Consider the following 14,894-nt stretch of genomic DNA (forward strand, 5'->3'; position numbering starts at 1 on the left):
GATTAACGCACCTTCAGCGTGGCCAGGCCAATCAGCACCAGCATTAGCGAAATAATCCAGAAGCGCACGATGACGCGCGGTTCCGGCCAGCCCTTAAGTTCATAGTGGTGATGGATCGGCGCCATGCGGAAAATACGCTGGCCGCGCAACTTGAACGATCCCACCTGAAGGATTACCGACAGCGTTTCAACCACAAATACGCCGCCCATGATCACCAGTAAAAATTCCTGACGCAGTAACACCGCGATGGTGCCCAGCGCGCCGCCTAATGCCAGCGAGCCGACGTCGCCCATAAAGACCTGAGCCGGATAGGTGTTGAACCACAGGAAGCCCAGCCCTGCCCCGACGATAGCGGTACAGACAATCACCAGCTCACCGGCGTGACGCAGATAGGGAATATGAAGGTATTCAGCAAACTTCACGTTACCGGTTGCCCAGGCAACCAGCGCGAAGCCCGCAGCGACAAAGACGGTTGGCATAATCGCCAGGCCATCCAGGCCATCGGTCAGATTGACCGCATTACCCGTTCCGACAATGACAAAGTAGGCCAGCAGCACATAAAACAGGCCAAGCTGCGGCATGATGTCTTTGAAAAACGGCACGACCAGTTGAGTCGCAGGGGTATCTTTGCCCGCCGCATAAAGTCCGAACGCCACACCCAGCGAAATCACCGACATCCAGAAATATTTCCAGCGGGCGATCAGGCCTTTGGTGTCTTTACGCACCACTTTGCGGTAGTCATCGACAAAGCCGATGATGCCAAAGCCGACCAGCACGAACAGCACGCACCAGACATAGGGGTTCGACGGATAGGCCCACATCAGTACCGAAATGGTGATGGAAGTTAGAATCATGATGCCGCCCATGGTAGGCGTCCCGCGCTTACTGAAGTGCGATTCCGGACCGTCGTTACGGACGACCTGGCCAATCTGTAATTTCTGCAGCCAGGCGATGAGGCGCGGCCCCATCCAGAGCGAGATAAATAACGCGGTCAGCAGGCTGACAATGGCGCGAAACGTCAGATAGGAAAAGACGTTGAAGCCCGAATAAAAAGCGACCAGATGCTCGGCCAGCCAAACTAACATGTTCCTTTCTCCTTTAAGCTCTGTACTACCTGCTCCATGGCGGCACTACGTGAACCTTTTATCAGGACGGTAATTTCTGAGTGTTGGGACAACAATTCTCGCAAACGTTCAGTCAGCGCCGTCTTATCGCTGAAATGTTCACCAACGCCACTGCTTTCACTGATGAAGTGACTGAATTTTCCACAGGTCAGCACGCGGTCAAGGCCTGCTTCGCGTGCCGCTTCACCGATTTCGCGGTGACATTTTTCAGTCTCTTCACCCAGTTCCGCCATATCACCCGCGACCAGCACCTGGTAACCTGGCATCTCTGACAGGACCTGGACGGCGGCGGTCATTGAGCCGACGTTAGCGTTGTAGCTGTCATCCAGCAGCAGCTGATGCGCAGAAAGACGCACCGGAAACAGACGACCCGGCACCGACTGCAGGTTTTTCAGTCCCTGCTGAACGGCGCTAAGCGGCGCATCCACTGACAGGGCCAGTGCCGCCGCCGCAAGGGCGTTAGCAATGTTATGACGGCCCGGCAGCGGCAGTACGATCTCAGCCGTGCCACGCGGTGTGTTCATCACAAAATGGGTGCCATCCTGCGCAATGCGGATATCACGGGCGGAGAAATCACACTCGGCCGCCTGCGGTGAAAAGCGCCACACGGTTTTATCCTGCAGCGTGCTCTGCCAGTTCGGCCAGTCGTTGCTCTCCGCATTGAGAATGGCAATGCCGTGAGCCGGCAGGCCCTGAAAGATCTCACCTTTCGCTTTAGCAACACCCGCCAGTGAGCCAAAGCCCTCCAGATGGGCCGCGGCCAGATTATTCACCAGCGCACTTTCTGGTTTAACCAGGTCAGTGGTGTAAGCGATTTCGCCCTGATGATTAGCACCCAGCTCGATGACCGCATACTGATGTTCTGCGGTCAGGCGGAGCAGGGTCATCGGCACGCCATAATCGTTGTTGAGATTGCCTGCGGTGTAGAGCGTTTCGCCACACTGACGCAGAATCGCTGCGGTCATCTCTTTGACCGAAGTTTTGCCGGAGGAGCCGGTCAGCGCTACTACGCGGGCGGTCGACTGCTGACGAACCCAGGCACCCAGTCGTCCAAAGGCGATACGGGTATCTTCAACCACCACCTGAGGCACAGCGACAGGTAAATGCTTACTCACCAGCAGCGCCTGTGCGCCATTTGCAATGGCCTCTCCGGCGAAGTCGTGTGCATCGAAGCGTTCGCCCACCAGCGCGACAAACAGGCTGCCCGCCGTCACTTTGCGGGTATCGGTGGTCACATCGTTCAGGGTGAAATCGCTGCCGTGCAGCGTGCCGCCGGTAATTTCCGCCAGGGTCTTTAATGAAACCGGGATCATGCTGCGCCTCCCAGCAGTGCCGCTACCGTGGCACGATCGGAGTAGTCGAGACGACGATTGCCGATGATCTGATAATCTTCATGGCCTTTGCCCGCCACCAGCACGATATCGTCAGGCTGTGCCTGCATAATGGCGTTAGTGACCGCTTGCGCACGACCTGATACCACGCGGGCGCGGCCCGGATCCAGCAAACCGGTCAGAATGTCTTTTACTATCGCCTGCGGATCTTCGCTGCGCGGATTGTCGTCGGTAATCACCACCACATCCGCAAATTGTTCAGCAATCGCCCCCATTAACGGGCGCTTGCCTTTGTCGCGGTCGCCGCCGCAGCCAAACAGGCACCAGAGTTTTCCTTTGCAATGCAGACGTGCCGCTTCCAGCGCTTTTTCCAGCGCATCCGGCGTGTGGGCATAATCCACCACGACCGTCGGTTTTCCTGCAGCGCTGAACACTTCCATACGCCCGTTAACGGGCTGTAATCGTGGTGCAACGCTTATCAGCGTCGCCAGCGGATAATCCAGTGACAGCAGGGTCGCCAGCGCCAGCAGCAGATTGCTGACGTTGAACGCGCCCATCAGCGGGCTGTCGATTTCACCGTTGCCCCAGCTGGAGCTGAAGCGGATATGAGCCCCGTTGTCGTGGTACTCCACCGCATCGGCTTTCAGCCAGCGGCCATGGCAGCCCGGTTGAAGGTTATCTTCCATGGTGACGGCAACCGCATCAGGTAAGCGCGCCAGCCAGCGACGGCCGACTTCATCATCAGCGTTAAGAATCGCCTGTCCGACCTGATGCTCAGAAAACAGCAGCCATTTGGCCGACTCATAGCTCGGCATGTCACCGTGGTAATCGAGATGATCGCGGCTGAGATTGGTGAAGACCGCCGCGGCAAACGGCAGCGCCGCAACGCGATGCTGCACCAGACCGTGTGACGAGACTTCCATCGCGGTCAGGGTCGCTCCTTTTTCAGCGAGCTCGTGCAGCATATGCTGAACGTCCACGGCTGAACCGGTAGTATTTTCTGCAGCGACTAAGTGACCCACCAGCCCGTTGCCGACGGTGCCCATCACTGCGCTGGTTTCACCCAGCAGCGTCGCCCACTGCGCCAGCAGCTGGGTGGTCGTGGTTTTACCGTTGGTGCCAGTGACGCCAATCAGCGTCTGCTTCTCGCCCGGCTGCTGATAAAAACGTCCTGCTAAAGCCGACAGCCGCTGATGCAGCTGTGCCAGATAGATGACCGGTACGCCGTGCATTTCACGGATTTCGCCGTCAGTCGCTTCACCTTCAGCTTCAGCCACCACGGCGGCGACGCCCTGCGCAATCGCCTGCGGAATGAAACGGCGGCCATCAACCTGATGGCCTGCAACAGCGACAAACAGATCGCCAGACGCCGCCATGCGGCTATCCAGGGTCATGTCGCGCAATGGGCGCGCCGGCGCGCCTGGCACCCAGGGGCCGAGTAAGTCGCGCAGGTTACGATCTGTCACTTGATTCCTCACTTCTGTTAGTCACCAACTCATTCCTGTCATTGGTCGTCGGTAATGCGTCCGGCTCGATGTTCATGGTGCGCAGTACGCCGCCCATGATGGCACCAAACACCGGTGCAGAAACCGCACCGCCATAATACTTGCCAGCCTGGGGATCGTTAATCACCACCACCAGCGCGAATCGGGGATGACTGGCAGGCGCAACGCCTGCGGTATAGGCAATGTATTTATTGACGTATCGTCCGTCCGGCCCGACTTTTTTCGCCGTACCGGTTTTTATCGCGATGCGATAACCCTTGATTGCCGCTTTAACGCCACCGCCACCGGGCAGCGCCACGCTTTCCATCATGTGCATCACAGTTTTCACCAGTGACTCATCGAAAACGCGTTGTCCCGCGACGGGCGGATCCACTTTGGTAATCGACAGCGGACGGTTAATGCCATAGCTGCCAATCGTTGCGTAGACTCGCGCTAACTGTAACGGCGTTACCATTAGCCCGTAGCCGAAAGAGAAGGTGGCCCTCTCTATGTCAGACCACCGTTGTTTTTTAGGGTATAAGCCACTGCTTTCCCCGACCAGCCCCAAATTGGTCGGTTTGCCCAGTCCAAAGCGCGCGTAAGTTTCTACCAGCGCTGAGGAAGGCATCGCTAACGCCAGACGTGAAACACCGACGTTACTCGACTTCTGTAAAACCCCTGTCAGGGTCAATTCGTTGTAGCGCGCCACATCTTTGATCTCATGACCATTGACGCGGTACGGCACGGTATTCAGTACGCTGTTCTCTCTGACCACGCCGCGCTGCAGCGCGGTCATCACCACCATCGGCTTCACGGTAGAACCCGGCTCGAAGATGTCGGTAATCGCGCGGTTACGCATCAGATCTTTTGGCGTATTGGTGAGATTATTCGGGTTGTAAGCCGGACTGTTGGCCATCGCCAGCACTTCACCGGTGTTCACATCCACCAGCACCGCCGTACCCGATTCCGCTTTGTTAAAAGCAACGGCGTTATTCAGTTCACGGTAAACCAGCGCCTGTAACCGCTCATCAATGCTCAGGGTCAGGTTATGGGCGGCGCGGCTGTCCACAGAGGAGATATCTTCGATGACGCGGCCATAGCGATCTTTGCGCACCGTCCGCTCGCCCGGCGCACCGGTCAGCCATTTATCAAAGCTCTTCTCAATGCCTTCGATGCCCTGGCCGTCGATATTGGTAAAGCCAATCAGATGAGAGGTGACCTGCCCGGCAGGATAGTAACGACGCGACTCTTCGCGCAGATGAATACCGGGAAGTTTGAGTTTTTTGACGTATTCACCGATGGCCGGATTAACCTGGCGCGCCAGATAGACAAAGCGGCCTTTAGGGTTGGCATTGACGCGGGCCGCCAGCTGATCAAGCGGAATAGAGAGCGCATCGGACAGCGCCTTCCAGCGGCTGTCGAGCGTTACGCCACCACCAGCATGCAGCTCTTTTGGATCAGCCCAGATGGCATTAACCGGTACACTGACAGCCAGTGGACGTCCGGCGCGATCGCTGATCATCCCGCGCGAAGTCGGCACTGCCTGAACACGCAGCGAGCGCAAATCGCCCTCTTTCACCAGCTTGCCGGGATTAATGACCTGCAGCCAGGCCACACGCGACAGCAAGCCACCCAGCGCCAGTAAAATACAGCCGCACAGCAACGCAAAACGCCAGCTTACAAAGCTGGCTTTATCTTCCGGTTTCTTTAACTTCAGCGTTCTGCCTGTGCCGCTCATTCGCTATCTGAAATCCTTATTTCTGCACCACGATATTTTCTTGTGAAGGATCAACGTGCTGCAGCTGCAGCTTCTCGGTGGCGATGCGTTCAACCCGGCTATGATCGCCCAGCGCATTCTCTTCCAGAATCAGGTTGCGCCACTCGATATCCAGCGCATCACGCTCCAGCACCAGCTGTTCGCGCTGCGCGGTCAGCAGTCGTGTTTTATGGGTGGTGGTGACCACCAGCACGGCAGACACCACCACAGCGATCAGCAACAGCACCGGAATCTTGCCTTTTCGCAGCAAATCCCCGCCGATGACGGCGGGCAGACTGTGGCGCTCATTACCGATCATGCGTCGGTTTTCTCCGCGATACGTAATACCGAACTGCGCGCACGGGGATTCTCAGAGACTTCAGCATCACCCGGTGACATCTTGCCAAGCAGCTTCAGCTCACGCCCACCCAGCGCTCGCAGCTGATGTTCAGTCATCGGTATCCCGGCTGGCACCTGTGGCCCGCGACTCTGATCGCGCATAAAGCGCTTCACCAGCCGATCTTCCAGTGAATGGAAGCTGATAACAGAGAGGCGCCCCTGTGGCGCCAGCACCTCAACCGCCCCTTTCAGAGCAATATCGATCTCTTCCAGTTCACTGTTAATCCAGATACGAATAGCCTGGAAGCTGCGTGTAGCCGGATGCTTAAACTTATCTTTCACCGGCATGGCGACAGAGATCACTTCAGCCAGCTCCCGGGTGCGGGTCATCGGCTGTTCACGATTGCGCTCGACAATGGCCCGGGCAATACGTTTAGAGAATCGCTCTTCACCGTAGGTCTTCAGGACGAAGGCGATATCCGCTTCTTCCGCGTGCAGTAACCATTCTGCGGCGGAGTGACCGCGCGAAGGGTCCATGCGCATATCCAGTGGTCCGTCACGCATAAAGGAGAAGCCGCGTTCGGCGTCATCCAGTTGCGGTGATGAAACCCCCAGATCGAGTAAAATGCCGTCAATTTTCCCGACTAAATCCCGTTCAGCGACATACTCTGCCAGCGCGGAAAAAGGGCCATGAATAATTGAAAAACGCGGGTCGGTGATCTCAGCGGCAGCGGCGATAGCTTGCGGATCGCGATCGATGGCGATCAGCCTTCCCTTCTCTCCCAGTTGCGAAAGAATCAGGCGTGAATGGCCACCACGGCCAAAAGTGCCGTCGATGTAAATACCGTCTTCCCTGATATTGAGGCCGTTAACCGCCTCATCCAACAGTACGGTGGTATGTTTGAAATTTTCCTGCATAGCTATAGCGACAAGTCCTGCAACCGCTCAGATAAAGGCTCCTGAGCCGACTGTTCTGCGTCAATATCGTCCCTGACTTGTTGATACCAGGTCTGTTCATCCCACAGCTCAAACTTGTTGAACTGTCCAACCAGCATCACTTCTTTGGTTAATTGTGCGTGCTGCCGAAGCGTATTTGCCAGCAGCAGGCGGCCTGCATTGTCCATCTGACATTCACTGGCATGTCCCAGCAGCAAACGCTGTACGCGGCGCTCAAGTGGATTCATGCTGGAAAGGCGTGCCAGCTTTTTTTCAATGATTTCCCATTCGGGCAGGGTATAAAGCAACAGGCATGGCTGGTGGAGGTCGATGGTACAGACCATCTGCCCCTGAGATTCCCCAATCAGCAAATCGCGATATCGCGTGGGTACGGCGAGCCGCCCTTTGCTGTCGAGATTGACTAACGTTGCTCCGCGGAACATGCCAGTCTCTCCTCCTGGTCACCCATTTACGCCACTTTATCCCACTTTTTACCACGAAACGAGTTTAAGGATCCCATGAAATCCTTGTCAAGCCGGAGCGGTAGTTGAATATCACTCTTTACAGAGCGCAAAATTAATCTCTGGCGACGATATAAACGAATAAAAAGGGAAAGTAAAAATTAAGCCAATGAATACCTGAATAAAAATAAGGACCCACAAAAAAACGACTAAAAATGAAACAACATGAAGCGCTGAATATTTATCGTAGTTTCTGAGACAGCGGCGGCATTTTAGGGGATTTCCGAAAGGAAGCACAGCAGCTTCAGGCGAGACGGGGCAGGAAGTTTGTTGAAGTTGTAAGCAGATAATAAAAATAAGCCTGTCGACTTTGTTAGATTTGATGAGCAGAATTTACGCTTTTTTACGTCGACCTGTTTATTTAATCAGTACATCACGGAAATAAAATGGGCGGGCAGCATAATACTGCCCGTTACTCATTTAACTTTTCTGCTTAATTGTCCGCGACGGTATAAATTACGACGAATGCGGGTTAAACCCGGTTTCGGTTTTCTGGGTTCATCCAGCGAGGCTAAAACTAATTCCAGTACACGCTCTGCCACGTCACGATGACGCTGACCCACCGCCAGTACCGGACACTCAAGAAAGTCCAGTAATTCGTGGTCGCCAAAGGTGGCAATGGCCAGCTCGGTCGGCAGCCTTCCGTCACGTTTCAGCGTCACATCCATGACACCCTGCAGCAGACCAAATGAGGTGGTAAACAGCGCCTCCGGCATCGGATGATCTTCAAGGTATTTTTCAAACAGCGCGGCAGCGGCGGTGCGTTCGAAGCTGTTGCAGTAGATGTAGTCAATCGGACGGGGATCGTCTTTCCAGGCATCGCGGAACCCCATCTCCCGCAGGAAACTTACTGAGAGCTCAGGTAACGCGCCAAGGAACAGCACATTTTTAACCTCAAGCTGACGCAGTTCAGCGGCCAGCGTCTGTGCATCATCCTGATCGGCACCCACTACGCTGGTAAAATGTTCACGATCCAGCGCGCGGTCTAACGCGATAATCGGCAGGGGATCGTTGATCCAGCGCTGATAAAAGGGATGCTCTGGCGGTAATGAGGTAGAGACGATAATCGCATCGACCTGCCGCTGTAACAGATGTTCAATGCAGCGCATCTCGTTATCAGGCTGGTCTTCAGAACAGGCGATCAGCAGCTGATAGCCGCGCTGACGCGCCTGGCGCTCCAGATAGTTCGCAATACGGGTATAGCTGGTATTTTCCAGATCGGGAATCACTAACCCAATAGAGCGCGTTCGCCCGGCACGTAGCCCGGCAGCCACCGCATTAGGGTGATAATTATGCTCACGTACCACCGCCATGACTTTTTCAACGGTTTTGTCGCTGACACGATACTGCCGCGCTTTACCATTGATCACATAACTGGCCGTGGTGCGCGATACGCCTGCCAGACGCGCAATTTCATCCAGTTTCACGATAACCCCACCATCAAATCCGCTTTAACGGCAAAAATAGCCGCAGTTAAGCTATGGATAACTTATGACTATCATCTAACAGCAGAAAAGTGCGCGGAGCAACCGCTTTTCTGAATGTAACCCGCCTTGCGCATAAAAAATAAAAAAACCCGGCATTTCGCCGGGTTAGGTGAGGATTGATGATGACGGAGCGTAATTAACGCATGATGCGATCGCCGCGTGAAACGCCCACGATCCCGGAGCGTGCCACTTCAATAATTTCGGCAACATCGCGGACGGTATTCAGGAAAGCGTCCAGTTTGTCACTGGTGCCTGCAAGCTGAACCGTGTACAGCGTTGGCGTCACGTCAATGATCTGACCGCGGAAGATCTCGGCGTTTCGTTTCACCTCTTCACGGCCATAACCGCTGGCCTGAATCTTCACCAGCATGATTTCACGTTCAACATAGGCGCCCTGCCCCAGTTCGGTAACGCGCAGCACATCCACCAGCTTGTGCAGCTGCTTTTCAATCTGCTCCAGCACCTTCTGATCGCCCACCGTCTGAATGGTCATCCGCGACAGCGTGGGATCGTCGGTCGGTGCCACAGTCAGGCTTTCAATGTTATAGCCGCGCTGCGAAAACAGACCGACGACACGGGATAATGCGCCGGATTCGTTCTCCAGCAGAACTGATAAAATGCGACGCATAATTATGTCCTCTCCGTTTTGCTTAACCACATCTCATCCATGCTGCCACCGCGAATCTGCATCGGGTAAACGTGCTCGCTACCGTCAACGGTGACATCCACAAACACCAGACGTCCTTTCGCCAGCGTTTCCAGCGCCAGCGTCAGTTTCTCTTCCAGCTCAGCCGGATGTTCAATCGCGATGCCGACATGACCGTAGGCTTCCGCCAGACGCACGAAGTCAGGCAGCGACTCCATGTAAGACTGGGAGTGACGACCGGAATAGATCATATCCTGCCACTGCTTCACCATGCCCAGCACCCGGTTATTCAGGTTCAGCACCAGCACCGGCAGATCGTACTGCAGTGCTGTAGAGAGCTCCTGAATGTTCATCTGGATACTGCCATCGCCCGTTACGCAGATGACGGTCTCTTCCGGCAACGCCATCTTAACGCCCAGCGCAGCAGGCAGACCAAAGCCCATGGTGCCCAGACCGCCGGAGTTGATCCAGCGGCGCGGTTTGTCGAAAGGATAATAGAGCGCAGCAAACATCTGATGCTGGCCCACATCCGACGTGACGTACGCATCGCCTTTGGTCAGACGGCTGATGGTTTCAATTACGGCCTGTGGTTTAATTTTATCGCTGGTGCGATCAAATTCCAGGCAGTGACGACTGCGCCAGCCTTCGATCGCCTGCCACCAGTCGTGCAGGCTCTCAGCACGCGATAGCGTGTCGCTTTGCGCCAGCAACTCCAGCATCTGCTGCAGTACCTGTTTCGCATCACCTACGATCGGGATATCCGCCGCGACCGTCTTGGAAATCGAGGTAGGGTCGATATCGATGTGCATCACCGTGGCGTTGGGACAATATTTCGCCAGGTTGTTGGTGGTGCGATCATCAAAGCGAACGCCGATACCAAAAATCAGATCGGTATTGTGCATCGTCATGTTGGCTTCGTACGTGCCGTGCATACCGAGCATGCCGACGCACTGACGGTGGGTACCCGGAAACGAGCCCAGGCCCATCAGCGAAGTTGTCACCGGAATATTCAGGCTTTCAGCCAGCTGTAACAGTTCCGCTTCGCAGCCAGCGGTGATGGCCCCGCCACCCGCGTAAATCACCGGCTTCTTCGCGGCCAGCAAGGTGGTCAGCGCGCGCTTAATCTGCCCTTTGTGACCCTGAATGGTCGGGTTGTAGGAGCGCATGCTTACCGAGTCCGGCCAGTGATAAGGCAGTTTGTTGGCCGGGTTCAGAATATCTTTTGGCAGGTCGATCACCACCGGTCCCGGACGTCCGCTGGAGGCCAGCCAGAATGCCTTTTTCAGTACGGTTGGGATCTCTTCGGTGCTTTTCACCAGGAAACTGTGCTTCACCACCGGACGAGAGATGCCGACCATGTCGCACTCCTGAAAGGCATCATAGCCAATCAGCGACGAGGGAACCTGACCCGACAGGATCACCAGCGGAATCGAGTCCATATAGGCGGTAGCGATACCTGTAATCGCATTGGTTGCACCGGGTCCTGAGGTAACCAGCACCACGCCAACTTCACCAGTAGCACGCGCCAGACCGTCAGCCATATGCACCGCGCCCTGCTCATGGCGCACCAGAATGTGATCGATACCCCCGACGGTTTGCAGCGCATCATAGATATCTAAGACTGCGCCACCCGGATAACCGAATACCTGCTTAACGCCCTGATCGATTAACGAACGGACGACCATTTCGGCTCCTGACAACATCTCCATCTTCTGCCTCCAGGCTTGAGGACCCGGCCCGGTTACTACGCCCGTTGGTGTGTAACACGTTGCCCTGGTGCCTGCTTTGCCAATCAAAATCTTATGTTTATGCACGACAGCGAAAACATGTGCCGCTGTCCGGTTACAGAGAAATCTGTTGAGTTCATTGTTCTGAGAGTAGGTCAATTACCATAACCGCAGTTAACCGGGCAGGCAAACCGCAAACCCGCGTAAATTAAAAGGCCGGGACGTAAAGGCTCTGCCTGATAAGAATTGGCTGCGCGGATTAAACTAATTACGTCGCAGAACCGCAGACGAAAATGCTAAGTAAGAAATTATTTTCAGCGTGATATAAGAAATAACGAAAACTTATTACCGCCTGCAATAGCCCACAATCGCCTGACGCTTTTCTTTTCTGGCGTAATTAACCAGTAAATCACGCAAGCGCATTCGATTATGCTAACCGACAGGTGATAAATCCTGTGGTGCTGCCAGGCTGAAAACCAATAAAATTATTATTTTTCAATAGAATAAATCTTTAAACAGCCCATAAAAGGCAGCCTTCCGGGGCTGATTGCTTACGCAGTGACTGACACGCTGTTCATTACGCTGCCTGACCGTTAAATAACAGAATATCTTCCTTCATCGTCCCGGATAATACCCCTGCATTGAAGGTTGACATCCCTGAGCGATTCCAGTACCAATATGTACAGCACAACATTTTATAAGGTTTGAATCCATGTTTCGTTCTGTTCGCCTTCTCGGTCTACTACTAAACGCACTCAGCTTGCGCGGTAGACTTGTGGGCGGAATCAAACACTGATTCAAACCTGCTGAAAGTTAAAAACCCGCGCCTGTCGCGGGTTTTTTTATGCTCGTTGCCAGGCCCGAAAAAAGCAAAAGGATGAATACGATGAGCCAGCAAGTCATTATTTTCGATACCACTCTGCGCGATGGTGAGCAGGCATTACAGGCCAGCCTGAGTGTGAAAGAAAAATTGCAGATTGCCTTAGCGCTGGAGCGTATGGGCGTGGATGTGATGGAAGTGGGTTTCCCGGTCTCCTCACCAGGCGACTTTGAATCAGTACAGACCATTGCGCGCACCATCAAAAACAGTCGGGTCTGCGGACTGGCGCGCTGTGTGGAGAAAGACATCGACGCGGCATATGAATCACTGCGCGTTGCCGAAGCCTTCCGTATTCATACCTTCATCGCGACCTCCCCGATGCACATCGCCACCAAACTGCGCAGTACGCTGCCGGAAGTGATTGAGCGTGCGGTGCATATGGTAAAGCGTGCGCGTAACTACACCAGTGACGTCGAGTTCTCCTGTGAAGATGGCGGCCGTACCCCCATTGATGACCTGTGCCGGATGGTGGAAGCCACGATTAACGCCGGTGCGACCACTATCAACATCCCGGACACCGTTGGCTACACCCTGCCAGGCGAATATGCTCACATCATCAGCGAACTGATGAACCGCGTTCCTAACATCGATAAAGCGATTATCTCTGTACATACCCACGATGACCTGGGCATGGCAACCGGTAACGCCCTGGCTGCTGTTCAGGCCGGCGCGCGTCAGGTTGAAGGCACGATGAATGGGCTGGGTGAACGTGCCGGAAACTGTGCGCTGGAAGAGGTGATCATGGCGATTAAAACCCGTCAGCAGATCATGAACGTGCACACCACTATCAATCATCAGGAAATCTACCGCACCAGCCAGATGGTCAGCCAGATCTGCAACATGCCGATCCCGGCGAATAAAGCAGTGGTCGGCTCCAACGCTTTCGCCCACTCCTCCGGTATTCATCAGGATGGCGTGCTGAAGAATCGCGAGAACTACGAAATCCTGACGCCAGAGTCGATTGGCTTGCACAAAATCCAGCTGAACCTGACCTCGCGTTCAGGCCGTGCGGCGGTAAAACATCGCATGGAAGAGATGGGCTATGCCGAGCAGGATTACAATCTGGATACGCTGTATGACGCCTTCCTGAAACTGGCCGACAAAAAAGGTCAGGTCTTCGATTACGACCTGGAAGCGCTGGCCTTCATCAACAAACAGAATGAAGAGCCGGAGCATTTCCAGCTGCACGAATTTAACGTCCAGACCGGTTCCGGCATCACCGCCACCGCCTCTGTCAATCTGGGCTGCGGCGATGTCGCTAAATCGGATGCCGCCACCGGTAACGGTCCGGTTGATGCGGTCTATCAGGCGATTAACCGAATCACGCAGTTTGACGCTGAGCTGGTTAACTACAAGCTGACTGCGAAAGGCCACGGCGAAAACGCGCTGGGTCAGGTCGATATCGTTGTGAGCTACAACGGCCGCAAATTCCACGGCATTGGTCTGGCGACCGATATCGTCGAGTCCTCTGCGAAAGCGATGGTCAACGCCCTGAACAATATCTGGCGTGCCCGTCAGGTTGAACAAGAATTGCAGCGCAAATTTAAAGATCAGAAGGAAACCGTATAACCATGTCCACCTCCTCTCATATCGCAGTTTTATCCGGTGACGGTATCGGCCCGGAAGTGATGGCACAGGCGATGAAAGTGCTGGATGCCATTCGTCAGCGCTTTGATATGCAGATTACCACCCAGGAATATGCGGTCGGCGGCATTGCAATCGATCAGCATGGCGAACCTCTGCCACCGGCTACGGTTGCAGGCTGCGAGCAGGCTGACGCGATCCTGTTTGGCTCCGTTGGCGGTCCGAAGTGGGAGCATTTACCCCCGGCATCACAACCTGAACGTGGTGCGCTGCTGCCGCTGCGCAAGCATTTTAAGCTGTTCAGTAACCTGCGTCCGGCGGCGCTTTACAGCGGACTGGAAGCCTTCTGCCCGCTGCGCGCCGATATCGCCGCAAAGGGCTTCGACATTCTCTGTGTTCGTGAACTGACCGGCGGCATCTATTTTGGTCAGCCGAAAGGACGCGAAGGCAGCGGCCCGGAAGAGCGTGCCTTTGATACCGAGGTCTATCACCGTTTCGAAATTGAGCGCATCGCCCGTATCGCGTTTGAATCGGCGCGCAAACGTCGCAACAAAGTCACCTCGGTGGATAAAGCCAACGTGCTGCAGACCTCGGTGATGTGGCGTGAAATTGTTAATGAAGTGGCAAAAGAGTACCCGGACGTGCAGCTGAGCCACATCTATATCGACAACGCGACCATGCAGCTGATCAAAGACCCGTCGCAGTTTGACGTGCTGCTCTGCTCCAACCTGTTCGGTGACATTCTCTCTGATGAGTGCGCCATGATCACCGGCTCGATGGGCATGCTGCCGTCAGCCAGCCTGAATGAAGCGGGCTTTGGCCTGTTCGAACCGGCGGGTGGTTCAGCGCCGGATATCGCCGGTCAGAATATTGCTAACCCGGTCGCCCAGATCCTGTCGCTGTCGCTGCTGCTGCGTTACAGCCTGAATGCCGATGCGGCAGCCGACAGTATCGAACGCGCCATCAGCCGTGCGCTGGAACAGGGCTACCGCACCAAAGATTTAGCCGGTGATGGCCCTGCGGTCAGCACAGATGAGATGGGCAGCATCATTGCCCGCTTTATCGCCGAGGAAAAATAA

13 protein-coding genes are annotated in these 14,894 nt (G+C 55.0%); 3 read left to right on the top strand and 10 right to left on the bottom strand.

What is annotated here, in order from left to right:
* Positions 1 to 2 precede the first annotated feature (2 nt).
* The 10 genes from mraY to ilvI form a co-directional block, all read right to left on the bottom strand.
* Positions 3 to 1,085, bottom strand: coding sequence for a phospho-N-acetylmuramoyl-pentapeptide-transferase (gene mraY / locus IV493_RS14740; protein ID WP_013356763.1), 1,083 nt, complete (start codon positions 1,083 to 1,085; stop codon positions 3 to 5).
* Positions 1,079 to 2,437 (bottom strand): UDP-N-acetylmuramoyl-tripeptide--D-alanyl-D-alanine ligase, encoded by a 1,359-nt coding sequence (gene murF, locus IV493_RS14745; protein ID WP_195857351.1) that lies wholly within the window; start codon positions 2,435 to 2,437, stop codon positions 1,079 to 1,081. The genes mraY and murF overlap by 7 nt, the downstream gene beginning before the upstream one ends.
* A complete protein-coding gene (gene murE / locus IV493_RS14750) occupies positions 2,434 to 3,921 on the bottom strand; it encodes a UDP-N-acetylmuramoyl-L-alanyl-D-glutamate--2,6-diaminopimelate ligase (protein ID WP_195857352.1) in 1,488 nt (495 codons plus the stop codon). The genes murF and murE overlap by 4 nt, the downstream gene beginning before the upstream one ends.
* Positions 3,908 to 5,677, bottom strand: coding sequence for a peptidoglycan glycosyltransferase FtsI (locus IV493_RS14755; protein WP_013356760.1), 1,770 nt, complete (start codon positions 5,675 to 5,677; stop codon positions 3,908 to 3,910). Before IV493_RS14755 ends, murE begins: the two co-directional genes overlap by 14 nt.
* 16 nt (positions 5,678 to 5,693) lie before the next feature.
* On the bottom strand, positions 5,694 to 6,014 hold the full coding sequence (gene ftsL / locus IV493_RS14760; RefSeq protein WP_003854764.1) for a cell division protein FtsL: 321 nt from the start codon (positions 6,012 to 6,014) through the stop codon (positions 5,694 to 5,696).
* Entirely contained in the window at positions 6,011 to 6,952 is a 942-nt protein-coding gene (gene rsmH, locus IV493_RS14765; protein WP_013356759.1) for a 16S rRNA (cytosine(1402)-N(4))-methyltransferase RsmH, read from the bottom strand. The genes ftsL and rsmH overlap by 4 nt, the downstream gene beginning before the upstream one ends.
* Positions 6,953 to 6,954: 2 nt before the next feature.
* Positions 6,955 to 7,413: a division/cell wall cluster transcriptional repressor MraZ gene (gene mraZ / locus IV493_RS14770; protein WP_195857353.1), complete on the bottom strand. Its 459-nt coding sequence runs from the start codon at positions 7,411 to 7,413 to the stop codon at positions 6,955 to 6,957.
* A gap of 494 nt (positions 7,414 to 7,907) precedes the next feature.
* A complete protein-coding gene (gene cra, locus IV493_RS14775) occupies positions 7,908 to 8,918 on the bottom strand; it encodes a catabolite repressor/activator (RefSeq protein ID WP_013356758.1) in 1,011 nt (336 codons plus the stop codon).
* A gap of 196 nt (positions 8,919 to 9,114) precedes the next feature.
* Positions 9,115 to 9,606, bottom strand: a complete 492-nt coding sequence (gene ilvN, locus IV493_RS14780) for an acetolactate synthase small subunit (protein ID WP_013356757.1) — start codon at positions 9,604 to 9,606, stop codon at positions 9,115 to 9,117.
* A gap of 2 nt (positions 9,607 to 9,608) precedes the next feature.
* The gene (gene ilvI, locus IV493_RS14785) at positions 9,609 to 11,333 is read right to left on the bottom strand and encodes an acetolactate synthase 3 large subunit (RefSeq protein WP_013356756.1); all 1,725 of its coding nucleotides are present in this window, start codon (positions 11,331 to 11,333) and stop codon (positions 9,609 to 9,611) included.
* Positions 11,334 to 12,063: 730 nt separating this feature from the next.
* On the opposite strand from ilvI, the gene leuL reads away from it, so the two are divergent.
* From leuL to leuB, 3 genes are all read left to right on the top strand, one after another.
* Positions 12,064 to 12,147, top strand: a complete 84-nt coding sequence (leuL, locus tag IV493_RS18690) for a leu operon leader peptide (RefSeq protein ID WP_099257765.1) — start codon at positions 12,064 to 12,066, stop codon at positions 12,145 to 12,147.
* A gap of 90 nt (positions 12,148 to 12,237) precedes the next feature.
* A complete protein-coding gene (gene leuA, locus IV493_RS14795) occupies positions 12,238 to 13,800 on the top strand; it encodes a 2-isopropylmalate synthase (RefSeq protein WP_033781852.1) in 1,563 nt (520 codons plus the stop codon).
* A 2-nt stretch (positions 13,801 to 13,802) separates the two neighbouring features.
* A complete protein-coding gene (leuB, locus tag IV493_RS14800; protein ID WP_013356754.1) occupies positions 13,803 to 14,894 on the top strand; it encodes a 3-isopropylmalate dehydrogenase in 1,092 nt (363 codons plus the stop codon).

Source organism: Pantoea sp. SM3640 (assembly GCF_015654165.1).
In the GTDB taxonomy this organism is placed as follows: Bacteria; Pseudomonadota; Gammaproteobacteria; order Enterobacterales; family Enterobacteriaceae; genus Pantoea; species Pantoea vagans.

Bases quoted from the DNA above. Each gene is read 5' to 3' on its own strand.
- mraY (WP_013356763.1), bottom strand. From the start codon at position 1,085: ATGTTAGTTTGGCTGGCCGAGCATCTGGTCGCTTTTTATTCGGGCTTC.
- murF (WP_195857351.1), bottom strand. From the start codon at position 2,437: ATGATCCCGGTTTCATTAAAGACCCTGGCGGAAATTACCGGCGGCACG.
- IV493_RS14755 (WP_013356760.1), bottom strand. From the start codon at position 5,677: ATGAGCGGCACAGGCAGAACGCTGAAGTTAAAGAAACCGGAAGATAAA.
- ftsL (WP_003854764.1), bottom strand. From the start codon at position 6,014: ATGATCGGTAATGAGCGCCACAGTCTGCCCGCCGTCATCGGCGGGGAT.
- rsmH (WP_013356759.1), bottom strand. From the start codon at position 6,952: ATGCAGGAAAATTTCAAACATACCACCGTACTGTTGGATGAGGCGGTT.
- mraZ (WP_195857353.1), bottom strand. From the start codon at position 7,413: ATGTTCCGCGGAGCAACGTTAGTCAATCTCGACAGCAAAGGGCGGCTC.
- ilvN (WP_013356757.1), bottom strand. From the start codon at position 9,606: ATGCGTCGCATTTTATCAGTTCTGCTGGAGAACGAATCCGGCGCATTA.
- ilvI (WP_013356756.1), bottom strand. From the start codon at position 11,333: ATGGAGATGTTGTCAGGAGCCGAAATGGTCGTCCGTTCGTTAATCGAT.
- leuL (WP_099257765.1), top strand. From the start codon at position 12,064: ATGTTTCGTTCTGTTCGCCTTCTCGGTCTACTACTAAACGCACTCAGC.
- leuA (WP_033781852.1), top strand. From the start codon at position 12,238: ATGAGCCAGCAAGTCATTATTTTCGATACCACTCTGCGCGATGGTGAG.
- leuB (WP_013356754.1), top strand. From the start codon at position 13,803: ATGTCCACCTCCTCTCATATCGCAGTTTTATCCGGTGACGGTATCGGC.